The organism is Streptococcus suis (assembly GCF_016775005.1).
Lineage (GTDB): Bacteria > Bacillota > Bacilli > Lactobacillales > Streptococcaceae > Streptococcus > Streptococcus suivaginalis.
In genome coordinates this window covers 58,709-78,278 of the sequence record NZ_JAEUXI010000005.1, presented here as the reverse complement: position 1 = coordinate 78,278, position 19,570 = coordinate 58,709, and the positions used below count along the sequence as shown (strand labels likewise).

Below are 19,570 nucleotides of genomic sequence, written 5' to 3'. Positions count from 1 at the left end.
ATTATACACCTGTTTGCATGAATTGACAAGAATTTTCAGATAATTTAATCACCCAAACTATTCTGTCTCTTCCCCATCTGCAAACAAGCCTTGTAATTGTGCAAAGGGGCTATTGGCCTCTTTCTTTTCTTGCACTTCTTGTTTGAAATCATCCTCTGTCAAGACTGACCAGTTGGCACCTGATGGCATATCACTTCCTGCAGCTTCTTCTGGGGTCAGGACCTTGATCGGAATGTTGAGTAAGATGTTATCCGCAACGCTTTCTTCCAAAACAATCTGATCATCCTCAATGACCAAGACCATATCTTCATCGATTAAGTCCTGCTCCTTTAGAGCCGCTTCGCTGGCTACAAAGAGTTCGTTGACAGGATAGGATTCTTCCAAAACAACTGGCTCCATGGAACGGCTTGACGCCAAGGTAATGGTATAGGTCATCTGGTAATCCAAAAAGTAAAAACCGGACTCAAAGCGGACATTTCCTTCAACTTGGACAGGCGAGAGACCCAAGACCTCTCGGTTACGAGTCTGAATCTCATCTTGGAGAACCAGAGTTTTCTGAAATGAAATGCCGTCTGGATTTTTTTGAATATCATAAATATGAAACATGATTATCTCCTAGTTTGCATGTTCTGTCAGGTAGTTGTATACCCCTTGGCCTGCTTGAGCACCCTCACCAACCGCTGTCGTTATCTGGCGCAGTTGTTTCTGACGTACATCACCGATTGCAAACACACCTGGGATCGTCGTCTCCATATCTTGGTCTGTGATAATCCAACCTGCTTCATCTGTAATGCCCAAATCAGTTACCGATTCTGTCATAGCATCTAAACCAACATAGATAAAGACACCACCGAAAGCCTGTTGACTGACTTCACCAGTTTTGACATTCTTGATGACCACTTCTTGTACTCGAAGGTCATCCCCTTGGATCTCTTCTACCACGCTGTCCCAGATAAACTTGATTTTCTCATTGGCAAAAGCGCGGTCCTGAATGACTTTTTGTGCACGCAATTGGTCACGACGGTGAACAATGGTCACAGTTTCCGCAAACTGAGTCAAAAAGAGTGCCTCTTCGACTGCTGAGTCTCCTCCACCGACCACCAAGAGGTTTTGCCCGCGGAAAAAGGCGCCGTCGCAGACTGCACAGTAAGATACACCACGGCTATTGTAGGTATCTTCTCCTGGAATGCCCAATAATCTGTGCTTGGCTCCCATAGCCAGAATCACTGTCTTGGCTTCAAGAATGCCATCTTCTGTGTGAATTTTTTTGATTGGTCCATCAAGCTCCAACTTGGTCATGGTACCAAATAAGTGCTCCACACCAAATTTTTCCAGGGGTTCAAACATTTTTTCCGCCAATGCTGGACCGGAAATATGTTCGTAACCTGGATAATTTTCAATTTCAGCTGTATTGTTCATTTGGCCGCCGTAAATGCCGCGTTCCAAAAGGGCAACCTTGAGGTTGCTTCGTCCTGCGTAGAGCGCTGCTGTCATTCCAGCAGGTCCTGCTCCAACCACTATCGTATCGTACATAGAATTTCCTCTCTAAGCTTTTAGCATCAATAATACACCCAGTACCCCAAAGGAAAGGATGGGGATGGTCATGACATTGATCATCATCAAATCATAGAGGGCATCTTGGCGTTCCTGAACGGTCTTGTCTGCCCTTCGAATCATGCGTCCCAGAAACCAAAAGCCACTCACCACAACCATAAAGACAATCGTCAGTAATAAACTCTGAAGATAAAGTCCCAAAATGGATTCAAATATCATCCCCTACTAAGCCTCCTAAAAGGTCTGGCGCTTAGCCTTACGCTCTGCCCGTCCCTTGGCACGAGCCTCCACACGTTTGGTCTTTCTGCGCTTCTCATCAACAGCCCACTTGATTTTTTTCTTGTAGCCCGGCTTGATTTTTTTCTTTTTCTTTTTAACGAGACCGATCATCTCTATGTCCAGCTGTTCCGTTTTCTTCTCACGATTGACCCGACGATCACGGTCATAGCTGTCCTTAAATTCGCCATCTCTCATCTCTTTTGGAAGAAACTTGATATTGATTTTTTCCAATTCACGAATATCAGCATCATCACTTGGTTGATAGAAGGTAATGGCAATCCCTGACAAGCCATTGCGGCCAGTCCGACCTACTCGGTGAACAAAGAAGGAAAGATCTTGCGGAATCGCATCATTGATAACATGACTCACCCCTTCGATATCAATCCCACGCGCCGCCAAATCCGTTGCGACAATGTACTGATAATCCAGATTTTTCACCTGATTCATGATCCGTTTGCGCTCGCGTGGAGGAATATCTCCGTGAATCTTGGCAACCCGTAAGCCGTTGGCAGTCAGATAGCTGTGCAATTCATCTGCCCGTGTTTTGGTATTGACAAAAATCATCACCAGATAGGGCTGCATGAGTCGAGTCGCTTCCAAAATTTGCGCATTACGATCACGACCCTTGGTCGAAATCAACCAGTTTTCAATCGTATCTGAAATAACCGTCTTGGTCTTAATTTGTTCCAATACAGGGTTGGACAGATATTTTTTCAAAAATGGTTGCAATTTTTGCGGAATGGTCGCTGAAAAGACCAAAAATTGAAGGTTTTTTGGCAGGCTGCCTGCAATCTTGTCAACTGTTTCCAAAAAGCCCATGTCGAGGGTCATATCCGCTTCATCAACCACAAAGGTCTTTGCCTTGTGGATGGCTAAATCACCTGATTTAACCAAATCGTAAATGCGGCCAGGTGTTCCAATGACAATGTGGGGTTGACCTGCTTGTAGCTTGTCAATTTGACGGTTTTTATCTGTCCCACCAACATAGTTGACCACCCGCACTTCTGTCTCAGAATGACTGGCCAATTGGCGCGCTGCTTGGTAAATCTGCGTCGCCAACTCACGAGATGGTGCTGTGATAACTGCCTGAACCTGATCCAAATCTTCCTGAAGTTGCTGGAAAATAGGCAACAAAAATGTATGGGTTTTTCCAGATCCAGTTTTAGATTCCCCAATCAAGTCGCGACCAGACAGGACAACAGGAATCAATTTTTCCTGAACTTCTGTCGCCGTTACAAATTTAATGTCTGCTAAGGCCTCTTGAATATAAGGCTTCAATGGTAGTTCTGTAAATTTCATAAGTCCCTCTTTTTCTACTTCTTTTCATTATAACACAAAAACAGCAGAGACTGCTGTTTCTACATTCCTATAAATAGAGAATGGCTAAGGTCAGAAGGCTCATCGCCAACCCCAGACCCCAAAGAAAGAAGTCCACTTGCCACTCACTCCATTTTTCACCCTTACCTGTTAGACCACCTAGTTCCAAGTGATGATGGAAAGGGGTCATTCGGAAAATCCGACGCCCTTCGCCAAAACGCTTTTTAGTGTATTTGAAATACGATACTTGAAGCATAACAGAAGAGGTTTCCAAGACATAGACCAATCCGACTAACAAAAGGGTCCATTCCACACGAAGAGCAATGGAAATGGTTGCTAACATGCCACCAAGAGCAAGACTCCCCACATCTCCCATGAAGATTTTAGCAGGTTTGCGGTTGAAGACAAAGAACCCAAGCAAACCACCAATCATGGTCAAGCATACCAACAAGATATCAAACTTGTGATCGTGATAGGCAATGACCGAGTAGGTAGCTAAGCTAATCACAACGGAGATGGAAGCAAGTCCATCAATCCCATCCGTCAAATTGACCGCATTGGAAAAACCAACCAACCAAAACAGAACAAATGGAAAATAGAGAGGCCCCAATTGCAAGAAGTGCCCAAAGACATTGAGTTCTCCAGAGATTCCCGCTGCTTGAATATGAACCATATAAAAGACGATACCACCCAAAATCTGCAGAGCCAGCTTTTGTTTGGGATTCAATCCTTCATTGATTTTTCGGAAAATTTTCAAAAAATCATCCAAGAAACCAACCAAACCATATAGAGCCAAGATGAAGAGAATAGCCAATACGCCACCCGTCAACATGCGTGACTGCCAAGCAAAAACCAGGCTCACAAGAATTGCCACTACTAGGAAAACAGTCCCTCCCATAGTCGGTGTGCCCGCCTTGAATTGGTGTTGCTTCACATCTTCATGCATCTGCTGCCCTTCAATTCGCTTGCGTTGATAAAAAGTAATGAATTGCGGAATCAGTAGCACAGTCATGAGAAAGGCTACTAGACCCGCAAAGAGTCCGTTTAACATCTTATTCTCCTAAAGTAATGGTAATTTTTTTGATCGAATCCAGCTTCTTGCCGATTTCCACACTTTGCTTTGCGACCTTGCTGCCCGACCCTTTGTAAACAATTTCAATTCCCGTCCACTTGGCAAAAACATCCACATTTTCCTGGGTCCAGCCATAGAGATCTGGTAGGGTGGTGAAATTGTCTGTCAAAAGCAAAATTTGCTGATTGGCCGCAAGATTACTACCGGTCTTAACAGAAACCTTGGTGATTTCAGAGCCATTCCCCAAAATAATCGGTTGCACCAACTGACGACGCAATTCTTCTGCTGTAGCACCAGGTGAATGCCCGATGATATCTTCCAAGACATATTCTGTTTCTTGACCAATGCTTGTCAACTGGACAGCTGGTTCAGTCAAACTCAAACTATCTTTCAGTAGCATGGCTTCTTTCAAAGACGGAGTCACAATATCCCGCCAGTGAATTCCATTAAAAGTTTGGGGTTGTTGAACTGTAACATACATAATAAATTCAGGATCCTCCGCCGGAATCATGGCAACAATCGAATTTATTGTATCGTGACTGCCACTCATATATCCAGTTCCATCATCTTTGGCAATTTGAGCGGTACCGGATTTAACAGCAATGTTATATCCATCAACATTAATAACAGGTTGAGCTAAGCTCGGAGCATACAGGGTTCCAAAATAAGGATCTGTTCCCACTGTCACCATGTGATTCAAGGTCTGATCCGCAGCTTCTTCCGAAACTGGTTTCCCCATTTCTTCTGGCTCACCAACCCGCACAGAAGCTGTGTTGGGATCATAAACCGCAGAGATATACTTGGGTTGAATCATAACTCCATTGTTTGCGATGGCCGAAAAAGCCCGCAACATCTGTGTTTGCGTCACAGAAATCCCCTGTCCAAAAGAGGACATCGCTATAGTAACAATGTTATCGCCTGGCAAAAGTCCACCTGTCTCATCCCCCATCCCAAAACGAGTGGGGAAACCAAAGCGGAACTTATTGAGGTAATTCAACCAGGTTTCATCCCCCATCTGCTGCTCTAACATAGTCATCCCAATGTTACTCGAGAAGGCAAAACCTTGAGCCATGGTCATAATCTTTGCACTACCCCCCGCGTTGACTTCCCAGTCCTTGATGGTTGCATCGGCAATGACATACTGGTCATTGTAGTAGGTTTGATTGGGGTCAAAAGTTCCATTGTCAATCGCAGAAGCCAGAGTCATGACTTTCATAGTTGAACCTGGCTCAAAGTTGGCTTGGTAAAGAAGAGAATAGTTGAGCAAGTCTTCATTGTCCATGCCTTCTTTAGTATCTGGATTATAACTTGGACGTTGAGTTGTTGCCAAAATCTCACCTGTTTTAGCTGCTACTAAAGTCGCACTAGCATACTTACCACTGGTTTCTTCAAAGAAGACATCCATGTTTGTTTCTAGGGAGCGTTGGAGGTCTGCAGAAATGGTTGTATAAACATCTTTTCCATCCACCGCCTTCACTTGGACATTTTCTGTTCCAGGATAGATGCGGCCAGCACTATCTTTTTCATAGATAATCTTTCCATCTTGCCCAGAGAGAATATCATTGAGATAGTACTCCATCCCCATAGCTCCACTCAAACTATAACTGCCATCTTTGTTTTCAACAGGGTTGGCTAGGCCGATAAAATTGGAAGCAAAATCCCCTTCAGGATAAAGACGACCTGGACTTGCTGAGAAGGAAATCCCCTTGATACCAGCCGTTTCCATCTCTTCTTGGATTGTGGTCATGGTACTGTAAGAAATATTTTTTCCCAAAGTTCCAAAATAGACCTGCTTCAAATTGTTCATATTCAATTGTTGCAGTACATAGTCCTTTTCCATCCCAAGATTTTTCTCAAAAATCTCAGCGACCTTACTGAACTGACTAGCTTGCACATAGAGGACCTCTTTCAAAGCAGACACATAGCTGGTATCAATGATGGCATAGACAGTATAGGTTGTCGAGTCCTCCGCAATTGGCTTACCCGTCCGATCATATATGGTCCCACGTTTTGCCTGGACAGTTACCTCCGTTTGGTGCACTTTTTTGGCAGCTTCTGACAAATCAACACCAAATTTACTATCTGTCCCAATAATTACAGCAAAGTTAACCAAAAAGAGGCAAAATACGAAGACCGTCAAAAGGATGAGAGTCTGCCCCACCCTCCGACGGTTTTTTGATGGAATAAAGCGTTTCCGCAAAATATATGTTAAGAGACGATTCTTCTTTTTTCTTGCCATTAATTTGCAACCCCGATATTGTCATTATTATAAGACAAGCCTTCCTTCTCTGCGATTTCCAACAATCGAGCAGAACGGGTCAACTCATTGACAGCTTGTTTGGCATCGTCAATCTCGACCTGCTTAGCAGAAATTTCTTGATTGATTCGAGCCATATCCGACTGGACCTGTAACAAACGGGTCTGCATAAAGACGATTCCGATGGCCAAGACCAAGCCTGTCACCACGATACTTCCATAGAATGCTTTTTCAACACGACTAAAGGTCTTGATTTTATTTCCAATCACCTTCATAGTCGCTTCCCGACGATTATCTTGTAACATGTCGCTTCACTTTCTTTACTGATGCACTTTTTTGGCTACACGCAATTTAGCTGAATGTGCCCGGTTATTGGCTTCCAATTCTTCCTGACTTGGCAAAATCGGCTTGCGGTTGACCAACTCTAGCGGCGCCTTTAAGTCTTCTGGAATAAAAGGCAAGCCTTTGGGCACATCAATAGTACTGGCTTCCTTAAAGAGTTGTTTGGTCAGACGATCTTCCAAGGAATGGAAGGTAATGACAGAGATACGTCCATCCAAAGCCAAGAGATCAATTGCCTGCTGGATAGACTCATCCGCCGCACCTAATTCATCATTGACTTCAATCCGAATGGCTTGAAAAATCTGCTTGGCAGGATGGCCCTTCTTCTTGAGTTCCTTGGCTGGCTTAGCAGACTTGATTAGTTCTGCCAACTCAGTTGTCGTTTCAATAGGTTTGATGGCACGTGCCTGTTCGATTTTACGAGCAATCTGTTTGGAAAATTTATCCTCACCATACTTGAAAAAAATCCGTACCAAATCATGGTAGTCATAGTTGTTGACCACATCATAGGCCGTCAACAGACCATCACGGTCCATTCGCATATCAAGCGGAGCATCTTGTTTGTAAGAAAAACCACGCTCCCGCTCATCCAACTGCGGACTAGATACACCAAGATCATAACAAATTCCATCAATCTCTGTCACCCCAAGCTCTGCCAAGCGGGCCTTGAGATTGCGGAAATTGTCCTGGATAAAGGTCACCTGCCCCTTTTCAATGTAGGTTGCTAAGCGGATTTGGGCATGGTCGATGGCCGTCTGATCCTGGTCAAAGGCATAGAGATGCCCTCCATCCGTCAGCTTACTCAAAAGGTACTCACTATGACCTGCCCCACCCAAGGTAGCATCTACATAAATTCCATTTGGTTTGATGTCTAACATATCTACTGTTTCGTGCAAAAGCACAGTAGTGTGATTAAATTCCTTGCTCATATCTTATCTATTGTACCACAAATTGATTCAAAAAGAAGTCGAAAACTGTTGCAAGAAATTTGTCAAATATAGTTGACACCGTTTATAAAATTGTATATACTAATATCACAAGATATGTCGTATATAATTGACAATCAAATGGGAGACGTCCCACATTTTTTTACACTAGTGTGTCAGATATAATTGACATAGAAAGGAAGGCATATGAATCGTGTCAAAGACTATCGTCTCTTGCAAGGTATTTCCCAGCTGGATTTGGCCAAGGCCATCGGCGTATCCAGGCAGACCATCAACATGATTGAAAACAACAAGTACAATCCCTCACTGGATCTCTGCATCAACCTTGCCAAGGCTTTAGAAACCGACCTCAATAGCCTCTTTTGGAACAATTAGAAAGGAAGAAACCCAATGAAAAAGAATGTACGTCAAGCTCTTATCTCTACCCTTATTTTTATCCCGCTATTTGTCCTCTTTCAGCTTTGGGGCAATAGCGGAGCAGACATCATGCATATCATCAGCCAAGCAAAATTTTGGCTACAATTGCTGATTACTGGGACCATCTACTTCTTAGGCTTTGTTTACATCTTACCATTGATCGATCAAAAATAAGGAGTTGCTTATGAAAAAGGAAACCTTTCAAGATAAATTGATCAAACGTTTTTACGGTATCACAGGACCTCTGGATGAATTTCGCAAAAAAGAAGCCTTCCGACTGGGAAATACCTGCTTCATCCCCCTCTTTTGGGGTATCCTTTTTGTCACTCTACTGGCAGTCGCCTTAGCCAAGCGGTATCCAGAATTTGTGGCCTTTGGCTACCCTATCTTCATTCTTTTTGCTACTCTCGGACTTGTCCATTTCTTAGCCTATCAGCTCTCTCGCAAACAACTGGACAACCTAGATATGGAAGAACTGACTGCCAAGGAGCAGAAAAAACTCAAAGGCTCCAGTATCAAATTTGTCCTCTACTTTACCACTTTTATGTACCTGTGGAATGTCCTGTTTGATAGCTGGATGGAGGGAACAAGCTTTTTTGACCAACTAGTTGATCCACGAAAAATCCTAGAAGCTGCTATTTCAGGGATTCTTATCGGAATCGCTCTTGAAATCATGTTACGTAAACGTATCAAAAAAGCGGAGTTACTAACTGTCAGCTCTGCTATTTCCAAAGAAGAACCTAGGTGGGTTCAAAACATGATACGGCACTTCTATGGTATCCGTGGACCCTTGGATGAATACCGGCGCAGCCAAGCAGATGCTATCGGCGGGCAAGCCTTTATCTACTTCTTCTACTTCCTCTTGATTGGAAATGCTATAGCTTACTTTCTGGCTATCCGCTATCCTGTTGCGGTTGCCACCTACTATCCGACTGTCGTTGGTCTCTTTAGTTTTATCTTGCTCGGTGTAGTCAATATGCAAACCCTTCATGCTGATCTTCCCCAATATGACATAGACGAACTCAGCCCTGAGGAAAGAAAGGGGCGGACCCTCAATCCACTAATTTGGGGACTAGGAGTCACCCTGCTTTCGACAGTTTTTGCTGGACTGGCTGACCTCTTCAACCTAAACTTGCCCCTACTGGCCTCAATCATCCATATCAAATCTCTTCTCTTTGGTAGTATGATGGGCCTATTTGCTAGTATAGTCCTGTCAGCCTTTGCCTATCTGCAAAAACTGGAGGCAGACACGACTAAGAAAAAATAAGGAGTAACCCATGAACACCCCCTTTTCCCATAAACAATCCTTTCAATTCTTTGTTCTATTTTATAGTCTGTTCTCTGCCTTTCTGATCTATTCCTACATCGTCAAGGAGCCCTTTCACGATAGCTTCCTGTTCGTTCTTCCCATCGTCCAGATGCTCAAACCCTTTAAATCAGCAGAAGAAAGGCATTACTTTATTCTCTCAAGTGTCTTTACAGTTATTGTCATGACCCTGACCTACGGCATAGGCATTTGGCTGGGACAGATCAAACCACTTATCCTCATATTACCTACTGGATTTGCCATCGCCATCTTCTATCGACTGTTTTACAAAAAGAACTAGGCTAATCACCCCACACACAATTCTTTCCCTCCTACCCTATCCTATTTGAACTTCTGCGCATATTTAGCCATCGTTTTCTTATAGGAAAGAACTTCTCAATCATTATCTTACCCTTTCTTGTTCTTCCTATTTTTCAGTCACAACCATGGCTCCTAGCCCAGATGCCCCTGTCAGGCAGCACGTTTTCTTCCAAGTCAGAAAACCATTGCTCTGGATGATGACTGGCGGCATACTCCTTATCCTTTTCATCGGCCTTTTTACGGGACAGGTCAACATCCTGCAATTTCTAATGGTTCTCTGCTTATTCAGTTTTTTCGCCCTTCCCACTTGAAAAAAATAGCATCCAACCACGATTTACAAAGTCGTATTTTTTCTATACAATAGAGGATATATGACAGTCAAATCAATTCTTAAACAACTCAAACCCTTTGATTACGTGTTTATCGGACTCGCCCTACTGCTATCGATTCTGCCAGCTATTTTGACCTACTCACACCTAGCTGCAAAAACGGACCAAGCAAGTATTATTGCCTATGTCCGTATCAATGGCCAGGTGGTTGACCAGTTCGAATTATCAAAAGATACTCCCCACCAGGAAGTCACCTACTACCCCAATGACGGACAGTACAATATCATCGAAGTGGATGGTGAACGCATCCGAGTTAAGGAAGATAATAGCCCCGACCAAATCGCGGTTCGAACCAGCTGGATCAGTCAACCTGGAGAACTCTCTGTCTGCCTACCTCACAATCTCATGATTGAAATACAATCTCAATCACCAAATGAGGAAGAAGATCAGCTAATTTTACCCCTTTAAAACACGGCTTCCCAAAGCTGTCTCAACCAACAAAAAACGCATAAAATCCTGCTTCAATCAGCTTGATTTTATGCGTTTTACTTTATACTAAATCATTTCGTTTTTTATACTCAATGAAAATCAAAAACAGACTAGGCGACGCAGATGCAGATAGAACTGAAGTTCATCAAATCAAGTCAACAACGACTGATTTTGATTTTCGAAGAGTATTATTTTACAAAGATTGCCACCAGTAATACCAAGAGATAAACCAAGGAATAGAGAACGAAACTTTTCACAGCTTCAATAAACGTTTGGCTCTTAACTGGTTTCTTTAAAAAGCGTTTCAAAAATTGAAACGAAGGTACTAGGGCGACCAGTCCTAGCAAGGCCCAGACCGGAAGCAAACCTATCCCTACAAAGAGTAACCACAGCATCCAGGACAAGAGCCAGAGGAAAAAGTAAAGTCTCAAGCTGACACCCTTCCCCAGATAATAAACCAAAGTATAGCGATGGTTACGAATGTCTGTCTCCAAATCGCAGATATTATTCGCCAACATGATATTGGCAATCAAGCAAACCAAAGGTAGACTCATAAAGATGAGCTCCAAGACCTTAAACCAAGAAAACTGCAAGGTCATCCATTGGCCGAGAAAATGACTAACCACCAATTGGCTGGGATTTTGAACAAAAACGGCTAGAAAAAAGATGCCAAATCCCATGGTCACTCCAGAAAATACTTCGCCCAAAGGCATCCGTGATAATGGAATGGGACCAAATGTGTAAAAAATGCCAATCAGAAAACACAGGACCCCCATTGGCAACAAGAGCCAGTTGGTCTGCCAGACTAAAATGAGAGAAAAGAGGATGGACCAAAAGAGCAAGAAAAAGATAATCTGCACCATCAGGCCAAAATCCAATTCATGTTTGCCGATAACATTTTCCTCTGTCTGGTAGTTTTTATCCTTAGCCTTATAAAAATCCATGGTATTGTTGATGGCTGTCGTGCACATGTCAAAGGTCAACACAGCCAATACGAACAGGGCAGTGGTCAGCCAATTAAAGGTTTGGTAACGATAGACAGACCAAAGAATTCCCAGCACCATGGGAAAGACACTGGCAACCTTGGTTTTAATTTCGACAAATTCTAAAAATTGTGGAAGGCTGAGCCTTCTATTTTGCTTCTTCAACAAGATGATACTCCTCATTGCTTAAAACGAAGCGATCGGTCAAGCCATCGCTTAGGTAAACACCATGTTCCTTGTCGATAAAAACAGCCTCGACACCATCTAGAGCATTGACAAAGGCCAAGCCCTCTTCAATCCCCATCAAGAAGAGACTGGTCGATAAGGCATCTCCTTCAACCGAAGTCTCAGAAAAAACGGTCACTCCTGAAATGGAGTTTTCTACTGGGTAGCCCGTTTGGGGATTAAGGATGTGATGGTAACGTACACCATCTACTTCCAAGTAGCGTTCGTAAATCCCAGAGGTCACCACAGAGCCATCTGTCACACGAACAGAACCGACCGTTGCTCCTCTGATTTCATCTGGATCCTGAACCCCAACATTCCAGCCTTGGTCACTATTTGGAGAGGTCCCCATAACTACCACGTTGCCACCGAGGTTGATGACAGCTGTTGTAATCCCCTTGCTGGCAAACAATTCCTGAACCTGATCCGCAATATAGCCCTTTGAAATCGCCCCTAGCTCCAAGGCCATACCCTCTTCAAGGAAAACGGTCTGTTTCTCCTTATCAAGCTGGATGGCTGTGTAATCAATATGGGTTAAGGCCACATCAATTTCTGCTTGCTCAGGTTTTCGTGCCTGGTCCGAACCAATCTGCCAGAGATTGCTGACCGCACCGATGGAAATATCAAACAACCCCTGACTTGCTCGGCTCATCTCAACAGCCTTTTCTATAATTTCAAAGGTCCGCTCATCCACTTGGACAGCTTCTTTACCAGCTGCCTGATTGATCCTGTAAATATCCGACCCTTCTATGTTTGTCGACAATAACTCTTCCATCTCTTTTATGTAAGTGATGGCCTGATCCATAGTTTCTTCTTGACCAGAATGGTAAATACTCAACTGGACCACTGTGTGCAAAAGACTTTCACTCCGTGTCAGAGGAGTCTTTTCTACGGCTAACTGGCTGCTTGATTGGGCTTGTCCACATGCTGTCAAGAGGAGGCCAAAACCGACCAAACAAACCAATAAGGCAAATCTCCAATATTTTTTCATCTAAACTACCGTCCTTTTGTCTATCTTAACATATTTTTCTGGAAATCTCTGCCTTAAAAAAGAAAGCACAGTAGCCTTGACTACCGTGCCTTATCTGACTTCAACAGATTAGTCTAACTGAATCGTTTCTGTTTTTCCTTCTGCCGCTGCTGCGAGGAGAGCTGTTGTGCTCTTCACAAAATCTTCAGAGGTATGGGTTGCACCAGAAACCACTTCAACGTCAGCAGACTGGGTTTCAACCAAGGCTGCGTTCAATTTTTCAAGAGCTTCAGCAGCTGAAACGCCTGATTTTTCTTTCATTTTTGTATTATATTCTTCATTTTCAGACTTCAAGCTACCATCTTCTGCTTGGTAGTCAAAGTTTGATTCTGTAATTTTACCATCTTTGATGGTAATGGTGTGAACGATTTTATAACCATAGTCATCTGCTGCAGATTCAGCTGTATAGGTACCATCTTTCCATGCTGCTGTCTCAGTTGTGGAAGAAGATGCAGTTGTCGCTGCTTCTGAGCTTGATGCAGTTGTTTCTTCAGTTGTTGAACCGCAAGCGGCAAGAGCTAAGGTTGCTGCGAAAAGTGCCAACCCTTTTAAGATTGTTTTTCCTGTTTTCATAACAAAGGACTCCTTTTTATTTTTTGTTGATTTATGTTATAATGATATACTTTTTTAGATGAATTGTCCATCTTTTTTATAAAATCTTTGACTATTCAAACATGGATTGACTTGGTTTTACCCCTTGAAAATCGTCTCAAGGATGCCTTCTAAATGGGTTCGATTAGTGGAGGGAGGAAAATGTTCCAACTCCTTTTTGGCTTTTTTTTCATATGCCTTCATTAACTGCGCAGCTTTTTCCAAACCCGAACTTGCCAAGACCTTTTGATAAATCAACTGAATCAAGTCAGTATTTTCAGGTTCTTGAGCAAGTAAGAGTAGGTCCGTACGCAGACTGGAATCTTCCTGCAAGGCAAAGAGCAAGGGAGCTGTGTAGATACCATTTGCGATATCTTGTAGCCCTGGCTTGCCTGAATTCCGACCATCCTTCTGGTAGTCAATCCTGTCATCACGAATCTGAAACCCCATCCCAAGGGATCTGCCAAATCGGAAGGCTGCTCGGTACTTGCCTGCTGGCTGGTCCTTTTGATAGGCCCCCAGTTGACAAGCTAGCCCAAACAAGAGGGCAGTTTTCCCTTGGATTTGTTTGAGATAGGCCTTGAGGGTCATGTGCGTATTGTATTGATTCATCAGCTGAGCCAATTCTCCCCGCAAGAGGTATTCCAAAAGGCGATCGTTTACCTTTTCTTTGTCTTTCTCCTGCAGACCTAACTCTTCTAGCCCCTTGACCAAGAGCCGCCCTGAAAATGCCAAGAGGTAATCTCCAGTATAGATGGCAATCCGATTGGAAAAGGTCTGGTGGGCAGTAAGAATACCGCGGCGTTTTTCTGCCCCATCAATGACATCATCATGCATCAGGGTTGCCAGATGCAAGGTCTCTATATGGGCAGCAAAATACAGTTTTGCTGGGCTGATAGCACCATCCACTAGTCGAGCAAAGTGCAGACACAAGCCTGCCCTCAAGTATTTCCCAGGTGCTTGAACGTATTCGTGAATCTTTTTGTCAATGGCTGGGTGAAGGTGTAGCTGTTCTGTCAAGATGATAGCTTTCACCTTCTCTAGTGCCAGTTTCATTTCTAGATCTGCGTCCCAAATCTGATGAACCACTCGTTTCCTCACTTACTCTTTTATTGTTTTAGTCGGTAGAGATGCTTTGGCCTACCGTATATTCGTTTGTCAATAAAGCGACCCAACCACGGCATAATCCAATAATCCAAACCGAAGGAACGTCCTGCTCCATTCATCAGCGCCACGGCTACTGGAATGAACCAAATGTTGACCCAGTAAAACATGCCGGACAAACTGAACATTACCACCAAGGCTGCTGTTGCTGCCGATACAATCCAAACAAAAGCTCCCGCAATCAAGGCCAAGCCAATGGCAATCTCTGCTAGGGTCATGAATTTCTGCATAAAGAGGGCAACTTCTTGATTGGGCATCATAAATTCCATAATGGAAGCAAACCAGTCTGGCATGGAGTCAAGGACGGTCATTGGGGTCTCTCCGTAAGCATAGCTCAATCCAAAGATTGGCTCTGCCACTTCGGCCACCGCCTGAGAAGCTCCCGATGTCGCTTCGGCCGCTGATGCACCTGACACAGGATCAGCCAACCACGGAAATGGGAAGACAACCTGGTCTCCCATCCAGGAGGTTGTCCCAAATAGACCAAAGGCTTTTTTCACCCCTTCATAGAGCCAGACCGAGCCGTAAAAAACTCGGAGCGGAACAGACCAGAGCAGGTTCCCCTTGCTTGAAGTATGCCCTCCAAAGATATTGCGTTTATTTTTAATTTCGAAGAATTCATGGCGAATATAGGCTCCCATGTAGAAGAAACTTCGGATGGTAAAGAAGTACAAGAGGTTGACCATATGCTTCATAGCCATGGCAAAGAAGCCTGACATATGGTATTTGTCCATGAGGAAGGCAACGCCATAGCGAGCACCGATGGAAACCATGAAACCGTCGTATTTCCCTTTGTAGCTGTGTTTTTTTCCGCCTTGAATGGCTGCGATGATATTGCTGGCTGCTGTATGACCTGTTTGCTCTGCAGCTTGGACAATCTGCGGTGTTGGTTTACCTTCTTGGTTAGGATCCTCATAGTAAACCAAATCCCCAGCTACATAGACATGTTCCTTACCCTTGGCTTCCATGTACTGATTGGCAATCAAGCGGCCTGCTCTGCCTTTTTCAATACCGAAATCACTGGCATCTGTATTGGCCTGAACACCTGCTGTCCAAATGGATGTATGGGTTGGAATCTGGCGACCTGAGGCTAGGGTCAGGCTATCCTTCTCCACACTTGCAACTCCGTCACCCAGCACCAGTTCAACGCCTTTTTTCTCCAAGTATTTCTTGGCCTTGACCTGCTCTTTTTCTGTCACCATAGCCAAGATCTTTGGCGTGGCTTCCACGACCTTGAGGGAGAATTCTTTTGGATCCAGTTTAAACTCGCGCGCCAAGACAGGCACCCAGTCAATCAGTTCTCCAATCATCTCAATCCCTGTAAAGCCAGCACCGATGACGGTAAAGGTTAAAAGAGCCCGGCGTCTTGCCTCATCGTGCTCCCGCATAGCCTGATAACAGGCATCGATGATGTGGTCGTGTAGGCGTTCTGCCGCCTCGATGGACCAAAGGGTAAAACCATTTTCTTTGACACCCTTAACACCAAAGTCATTGGCCTCGCCTCCCATGGCAAGCAGGAGGTAATCAAATGAGATGGTTTGGTGCTCCGCGACAACTTCTTTCTTGTCGTAGTCAATCTCTACAACCTTGTCAGTAACCAACTCTACCTTTGGATATTTCTTGAAAATCCGCTGCAAATCATACTTGATAGCATTGGCCTCCACACGCCCTGCTGCCACCTCATGCAGCTCCGTCATGTAGGTATGGAAGGAATTTTTGTCAATCAAGATAACTCGAATATCCGAGTTCTTCTTGAAGGTCTTCCCTAGCAATCGGGCGGCAGCGATTCCGGCATATCCAGCCCCAACAATTACAATGTTTTTTGTCACGATCCTTTCCTCCTTGTGAATCTTTCAACGTATTCCATGATGTTATTATACTCTTTTAGTTCTTGTTTAACAAGTCTTTTTTTCAATAACTAGTAATAGTTCCCTCTTGAAAACCAATTCTAAAATCAGTAAAATAGAACTAAGATTTGCAAAAGGAGGCTACACTTGGACAATAAGCAACAACGTTTAATTTTTATCACCATGCTGGCTGCCCAAGCTGTGGTCATATCATTTATAGAGCGGTTTATCCCAACACCTTTTTCTTTTGCACCTGGTGCCAAGCTCGGTCTAGGAAACCTCATTAGTTTGATTGCAATTTTTACATTACCAGCCAAGGATAGTATCAAAGTGGTCTTTCTTCGGCTCCTCATTTCGACCTTTTTAGGCGGGACTTTTTCAACCTTTCTCTACGGTTTGTCTGGGACTTGCTTGAGTTACCTTGCTATGTTGTCCGCTAAACAGCTGGGACCTAAGCGTGTCAGTCCGATTGGTATTTCTATTCTAGGTGGTATGTTGCACAACTTTGGCCAGCTCTTGGTCTTTGCATTTTTTGCCCGTTCTTTGCTGGTCCTAAACTATCTCCCTCTCCTGGCTGTGACAGGAATCTTATCTGGTTTTTTAGTTGGGCTGGCTGCGACCTATCTTTTGGAAAAAGTGCCTCCGCTCCGCCATTACCATCAACAAATTCTAAAAACATGGAAATAAGCACCCCTAACGCAAGAGGTGCTTATTTTTATTGTGCTGACTGAACAAACTGATCATTTTCCATAATAAAAGCAGGTGCTGTTTCCTGACCATAGTCAAGTGCATACTTTTTCAACAAGTAGTCGTACACTTGGTCTTTCGTTGAAAAATAAATAGCTTGATAGGGTTCTTGAAAGGATAGTTTTTCTACAAATAGTACTCCACTTGAGCTTTCCAGCATAACCCCAACATGTCCAATAAAAAGGCCATGACCATCTAAGTCATCATGATAAACAACTGAAAGCATCTTTGCAGCGCTCGAGAAGGTGATTGTTGAAAGATGTTCTTTCATTTTTGCAGCATGTACAGCCACATCTTTGGTCGCCTCTGTTTCAATTCGTCCAAATAGATAGACAAATCGTTTCCGCTCCTCCTCCGTCATCAATTGCCCTGTTTCGATAGCTTCTAAATCTAAAAACAGGAGCGACTCATCGCCTTCAGAATCTGGGATTTGTAATTGATCTTTTAGCAAGGTAAAAGTATTGATACGGCAGTTTGTCCCAATAAAATCTCCCTTGGCAGCTTGCCACAGCTCATCAATCTTTACGAGGTCATATTGAGGTAGGCTTGTCTGTGAAAACTCCGCCAATAGGCTAGTTTGTTGGATAGTCTGGTTGTAGTCATTAACAGCCTGAAAGAATTGGTTAACATTGCTGTGAGACAGAGCTGATTCCAAATCTGTTTTGACGGTTTGTTGATCTGTCTGCCCGACTAGGTTGGATAGATAGTAATTATCAGACAGGACTGTTGAGGAGGCTTGAGTCGTCGCACCATCCTGACTGGTGTTATCTGGAAGGTTCTGACAGCCTGTTAGCAAAATCAACATACTAAGTAAGACACTAAAAACTGGTTTCATAGGATCACGCTCTCTTTCTCATTCTAGCTTATCCCAAAACAACTCAGAATGCAAGTGCCCCTGAATACGTTTTTTTCATTAAAAACCTCCTTATTCCTTTCTTTTTTTCAATTTTGTGCTACAATGTTGTCATATTTTTATTTTTGATGAAAAAGAAGGGGACTTATGTCTTTTTTTAGGATAAAACTTTCGTCTGGTCAACGGATCGTCACGAGCTTTTTCATGGTCATCTTGACAGGCTCTCTTTTATTGCACTTGCCGTTCTCGCAGCTGCCAACTTCATCAGCCACATACTGGGACAATCTCTTTACTGCTGTGTCCATGGTCTGTGTGACAGGACTCTTCACCGTCCCTGTCTCTGAAACCTATTCGACCTTTGGTCAGATTATCTGCATGTTGCTGATTCAAATCGGTGGACTGAGTTTGATTGGTTTTATCGGACTCTTTGCTTTGAGGGGCGGTCGCAAACTCAGCTTCATCAATATGGCAACCTTGCAGGAGGCTCTCACTCGGTCGGATACCAAGCATTTCAGGAGTTTCATCAAGTCCGCCTTTGGCTTTACCCTAGCGGTGGAAGCCTTGGGAGCCCTGCTCTTGTCTTTCCAATTCGTACCCGAATTCGGCTGGGAAAAGGGACTCTTCTCGGCAGCCTTTGTGGCGGTATCTGCCTTTTGTAATGCTGGTTTTGACAACTTCGGTGCGACCAGTCTTGTCAATTATGTTGAAAATCCCTTGGTCAATTTGACCATCGCTGCCCTGATTATTATGGGCGGTCTTGGTTTTTCTGTCTGGTTTGATTTTCAGACGCAGATTGGCCAGCGTCGGAGCCTTCGGAAACTGCGTTTTCATACAAAGGTTGTACTGAGTTTGACAGCTATCATTTTAGCAAGTGGTACTCTCTTGACTCTGTTGACAGAGTGGAACAATCCTAGTACAATCGGCCACCTCCCTCTTGGTAGCAAGGTCTTGGCTAGCTTTTTCCAGACGGTTACCATGAGAACCGCAGGTTTTGCCAGCATCGACTATACCAAGGCAGAGCCTGTCACTCTCTTGCTCTACATCTTTCAAATGATGCTGGGTGGTGCCCCTGGTGGTACAGCTGGCGGGATTAAGATTACTGCCTTTTTGACCCTAGTTCTCTATGCACGGAGCGAAATTATGGGCTTGCCACACACCAACTTCAAAGATCATACTATCGATGCCCTGACTATCCGCAAGGCTTTTGCTACTTTTAGTGTCTTTATTATGGTCTTTCTAGCTGGACTGGTGGCCACCACGATCACTGACCCACGCCAGCCTTTGCTCTTTCTCATGTTTGAAGTCATGTCAGCTCTTGCAACTGTTGGGGTCACTGCCAACTTGACCCCCTATCTGACCCAGGCTAGTCAGTTGATTCTTATGGCTCTTATGTTCTTCGGCCGTATCGGTCCAATGTCCATCCTAATCAGCCTATCCACCCGCAAACCTTCTAAGAAGGAGAGCCTACACTACGCTAAATCATCTATGATTGTCTAAAGG

21 protein-coding genes are annotated in these 19,570 nt (G+C 43.9%); 7 read left to right on the top strand and 14 right to left on the bottom strand.

Going from position 1 to position 19,570, the window contains the following annotated elements:
- Positions 1-57: 57 nt before the first annotated feature.
- The 8 genes from JNG37_RS06755 to rsmH form a co-directional block, all read right to left on the bottom strand.
- A complete protein-coding gene (locus tag JNG37_RS06755; protein WP_158456764.1) occupies positions 58-606 on the bottom strand; it encodes a YceD family protein in 549 nt (182 codons plus the stop codon).
- Between the two features lie 9 nt (positions 607-615).
- Positions 616-1,533 (bottom strand): thioredoxin-disulfide reductase, encoded by a 918-nt coding sequence (gene trxB, locus JNG37_RS06750; RefSeq protein WP_158456766.1) that lies wholly within the window; start codon positions 1,531-1,533, stop codon positions 616-618.
- Positions 1,534-1,545: 12 nt separating this feature from the next.
- A complete protein-coding gene (locus JNG37_RS06745) occupies positions 1,546-1,770 on the bottom strand; it encodes a DUF4059 family protein (protein WP_449276438.1) in 225 nt (74 codons plus the stop codon).
- 18 nt (positions 1,771-1,788) lie between these two features.
- Positions 1,789-3,132, bottom strand: a complete 1,344-nt coding sequence (locus JNG37_RS06740; RefSeq protein ID WP_158456770.1) for a DEAD/DEAH box helicase — start codon at positions 3,130-3,132, stop codon at positions 1,789-1,791.
- Between the two features lie 67 nt (positions 3,133-3,199).
- Entirely contained in the window at positions 3,200-4,201 is a 1,002-nt protein-coding gene (mraY, locus tag JNG37_RS06735) for a phospho-N-acetylmuramoyl-pentapeptide-transferase (protein WP_158456772.1), read from the bottom strand.
- A 1-nt stretch (position 4,202) separates the two neighbouring features.
- Positions 4,203-6,461, bottom strand: coding sequence for a penicillin-binding protein PBP2X (gene pbp2x, locus JNG37_RS06730; RefSeq protein WP_158456774.1), 2,259 nt, complete (start codon positions 6,459-6,461; stop codon positions 4,203-4,205).
- Positions 6,461-6,784: a cell division protein FtsL gene (gene ftsL / locus JNG37_RS06725; protein ID WP_158456776.1), complete on the bottom strand. Its 324-nt coding sequence runs from the start codon at positions 6,782-6,784 to the stop codon at positions 6,461-6,463. The genes pbp2x and ftsL overlap by 1 nt, the downstream gene beginning before the upstream one ends.
- A gap of 15 nt (positions 6,785-6,799) precedes the next feature.
- The gene (gene rsmH, locus JNG37_RS06720; RefSeq protein ID WP_158456778.1) at positions 6,800-7,750 is read right to left on the bottom strand and encodes a 16S rRNA (cytosine(1402)-N(4))-methyltransferase RsmH; all 951 of its coding nucleotides are present in this window, start codon (positions 7,748-7,750) and stop codon (positions 6,800-6,802) included.
- Between the two features lie 204 nt (positions 7,751-7,954).
- On the opposite strand from rsmH, the gene JNG37_RS06715 reads away from it, so the two are divergent.
- The 5 genes from JNG37_RS06715 (at position 7,955) to JNG37_RS06695 (ending at position 10,609) form a co-directional block, all read left to right on the top strand.
- Positions 7,955-8,143, top strand: a complete 189-nt coding sequence (locus JNG37_RS06715) for a helix-turn-helix transcriptional regulator (RefSeq protein WP_158456780.1) — start codon at positions 7,955-7,957, stop codon at positions 8,141-8,143.
- 15 nt (positions 8,144-8,158) lie between these two features.
- Positions 8,159-8,359, top strand: coding sequence for a hypothetical protein (locus JNG37_RS06710; protein WP_158456782.1), 201 nt, complete (start codon positions 8,159-8,161; stop codon positions 8,357-8,359).
- 10 nt (positions 8,360-8,369) lie between these two features.
- Positions 8,370-9,452, top strand: coding sequence for a DUF3278 domain-containing protein (locus JNG37_RS06705; protein WP_158456784.1), 1,083 nt, complete (start codon positions 8,370-8,372; stop codon positions 9,450-9,452).
- 10 nt (positions 9,453-9,462) lie between these two features.
- On the top strand, positions 9,463-9,792 hold the full coding sequence (locus JNG37_RS06700) for an MFS transporter (RefSeq protein ID WP_158456786.1): 330 nt from the start codon (positions 9,463-9,465) through the stop codon (positions 9,790-9,792).
- A gap of 391 nt (positions 9,793-10,183) precedes the next feature.
- Positions 10,184-10,609 carry a NusG domain II-containing protein gene (locus JNG37_RS06695; protein WP_158456788.1) on the top strand — a complete coding sequence of 142 codons (426 nt, stop codon included), beginning with the start codon at positions 10,184-10,186 and terminating at the stop codon, positions 10,607-10,609.
- A gap of 209 nt (positions 10,610-10,818) precedes the next feature.
- Here the strand turns inward: JNG37_RS06695 and menA are convergent, their stop codons facing one another.
- The 5 genes from menA to JNG37_RS06670 form a co-directional block, all read right to left on the bottom strand.
- Positions 10,819-11,796: a 1,4-dihydroxy-2-naphthoate polyprenyltransferase gene (menA, locus tag JNG37_RS06690; protein WP_158456792.1), complete on the bottom strand. Its 978-nt coding sequence runs from the start codon at positions 11,794-11,796 to the stop codon at positions 10,819-10,821.
- Positions 11,762-12,829, bottom strand: a complete 1,068-nt coding sequence (locus JNG37_RS06685) for an FAD:protein FMN transferase (protein ID WP_158456794.1) — start codon at positions 12,827-12,829, stop codon at positions 11,762-11,764. The genes menA and JNG37_RS06685 overlap by 35 nt, the downstream gene beginning before the upstream one ends.
- Positions 12,830-12,937: 108 nt before the next feature.
- On the bottom strand, positions 12,938-13,441 hold the full coding sequence (locus JNG37_RS06680; protein ID WP_158456796.1) for an FMN-binding protein: 504 nt from the start codon (positions 13,439-13,441) through the stop codon (positions 12,938-12,940).
- A 117-nt stretch (positions 13,442-13,558) separates the two neighbouring features.
- Positions 13,559-14,548, bottom strand: coding sequence for a polyprenyl synthetase family protein (locus tag JNG37_RS06675; RefSeq protein ID WP_158456798.1), 990 nt, complete (start codon positions 14,546-14,548; stop codon positions 13,559-13,561).
- 20 nt (positions 14,549-14,568) lie between these two features.
- Positions 14,569-16,452 (bottom strand): NAD(P)/FAD-dependent oxidoreductase, encoded by a 1,884-nt coding sequence (locus JNG37_RS06670; RefSeq protein WP_158456800.1) that lies wholly within the window; start codon positions 16,450-16,452, stop codon positions 14,569-14,571.
- 201 nt (positions 16,453-16,653) lie between these two features.
- Here JNG37_RS06670 and JNG37_RS06665 point away from each other — a divergent pair, with 201 nt between their 5' ends.
- A complete protein-coding gene (locus JNG37_RS06665) occupies positions 16,654-17,157 on the top strand; it encodes a Gx transporter family protein (RefSeq protein ID WP_187321631.1) in 504 nt (167 codons plus the stop codon).
- Positions 17,158-17,185: 28 nt separating this feature from the next.
- Here the strand turns inward: JNG37_RS06665 and JNG37_RS06660 are convergent, their stop codons facing one another.
- Positions 17,186-18,052, bottom strand: coding sequence for a DUF4300 family protein (locus JNG37_RS06660; protein WP_158456804.1), 867 nt, complete (start codon positions 18,050-18,052; stop codon positions 17,186-17,188).
- A gap of 165 nt (positions 18,053-18,217) precedes the next feature.
- Between JNG37_RS06660 and JNG37_RS06655 the strand changes: the two genes are divergently transcribed.
- On the top strand, positions 18,218-19,567 hold the full coding sequence (locus JNG37_RS06655; protein ID WP_158456806.1) for a TrkH family potassium uptake protein: 1,350 nt from the start codon (positions 18,218-18,220) through the stop codon (positions 19,565-19,567).
- The last annotated feature ends 3 nt before the right edge of the window (positions 19,568-19,570 follow it).

Coding starts and splice junctions, on each gene's coding strand:
- JNG37_RS06680 (WP_158456796.1), bottom strand. CDS start 13,441: ATGAAAACAGGAAAAACAATCTTAAAAGGGTTGGCACTTTTCGCAGCA.
- trxB (WP_158456766.1), bottom strand. CDS start 1,533: ATGTACGATACGATAGTGGTTGGAGCAGGACCTGCTGGAATGACAGCA.
- JNG37_RS06700 (WP_158456786.1), top strand. CDS start 9,463: ATGAACACCCCCTTTTCCCATAAACAATCCTTTCAATTCTTTGTTCTA.
- mraY (WP_158456772.1), bottom strand. CDS start 4,201: ATGTTAAACGGACTCTTTGCGGGTCTAGTAGCCTTTCTCATGACTGTG.
- JNG37_RS06685 (WP_158456794.1), bottom strand. CDS start 12,829: ATGAAAAAATATTGGAGATTTGCCTTATTGGTTTGTTTGGTCGGTTTT.
- menA (WP_158456792.1), bottom strand. CDS start 11,796: ATGAGGAGTATCATCTTGTTGAAGAAGCAAAATAGAAGGCTCAGCCTT.
- JNG37_RS06655 (WP_158456806.1), top strand. CDS start 18,218: ATGTCTTTTTTTAGGATAAAACTTTCGTCTGGTCAACGGATCGTCACG.
- JNG37_RS06710 (WP_158456782.1), top strand. CDS start 8,159: ATGAAAAAGAATGTACGTCAAGCTCTTATCTCTACCCTTATTTTTATC.
- JNG37_RS06695 (WP_158456788.1), top strand. CDS start 10,184: ATGACAGTCAAATCAATTCTTAAACAACTCAAACCCTTTGATTACGTG.
- JNG37_RS06665 (WP_187321631.1), top strand. CDS start 16,654: ATGCTGGCTGCCCAAGCTGTGGTCATATCATTTATAGAGCGGTTTATC.
- JNG37_RS06705 (WP_158456784.1), top strand. CDS start 8,370: ATGAAAAAGGAAACCTTTCAAGATAAATTGATCAAACGTTTTTACGGT.
- JNG37_RS06740 (WP_158456770.1), bottom strand. CDS start 3,132: ATGAAATTTACAGAACTACCATTGAAGCCTTATATTCAAGAGGCCTTA.
- ftsL (WP_158456776.1), bottom strand. CDS start 6,784: ATGTTACAAGATAATCGTCGGGAAGCGACTATGAAGGTGATTGGAAAT.
- rsmH (WP_158456778.1), bottom strand. CDS start 7,750: ATGAGCAAGGAATTTAATCACACTACTGTGCTTTTGCACGAAACAGTA.
- JNG37_RS06715 (WP_158456780.1), top strand. CDS start 7,955: ATGAATCGTGTCAAAGACTATCGTCTCTTGCAAGGTATTTCCCAGCTG.
- JNG37_RS06660 (WP_158456804.1), bottom strand. CDS start 18,052: ATGAAACCAGTTTTTAGTGTCTTACTTAGTATGTTGATTTTGCTAACA.
- pbp2x (WP_158456774.1), bottom strand. CDS start 6,461: ATGGCAAGAAAAAAGAAGAATCGTCTCTTAACATATATTTTGCGGAAA.
- JNG37_RS06755 (WP_158456764.1), bottom strand. CDS start 606: ATGTTTCATATTTATGATATTCAAAAAAATCCAGACGGCATTTCATTT.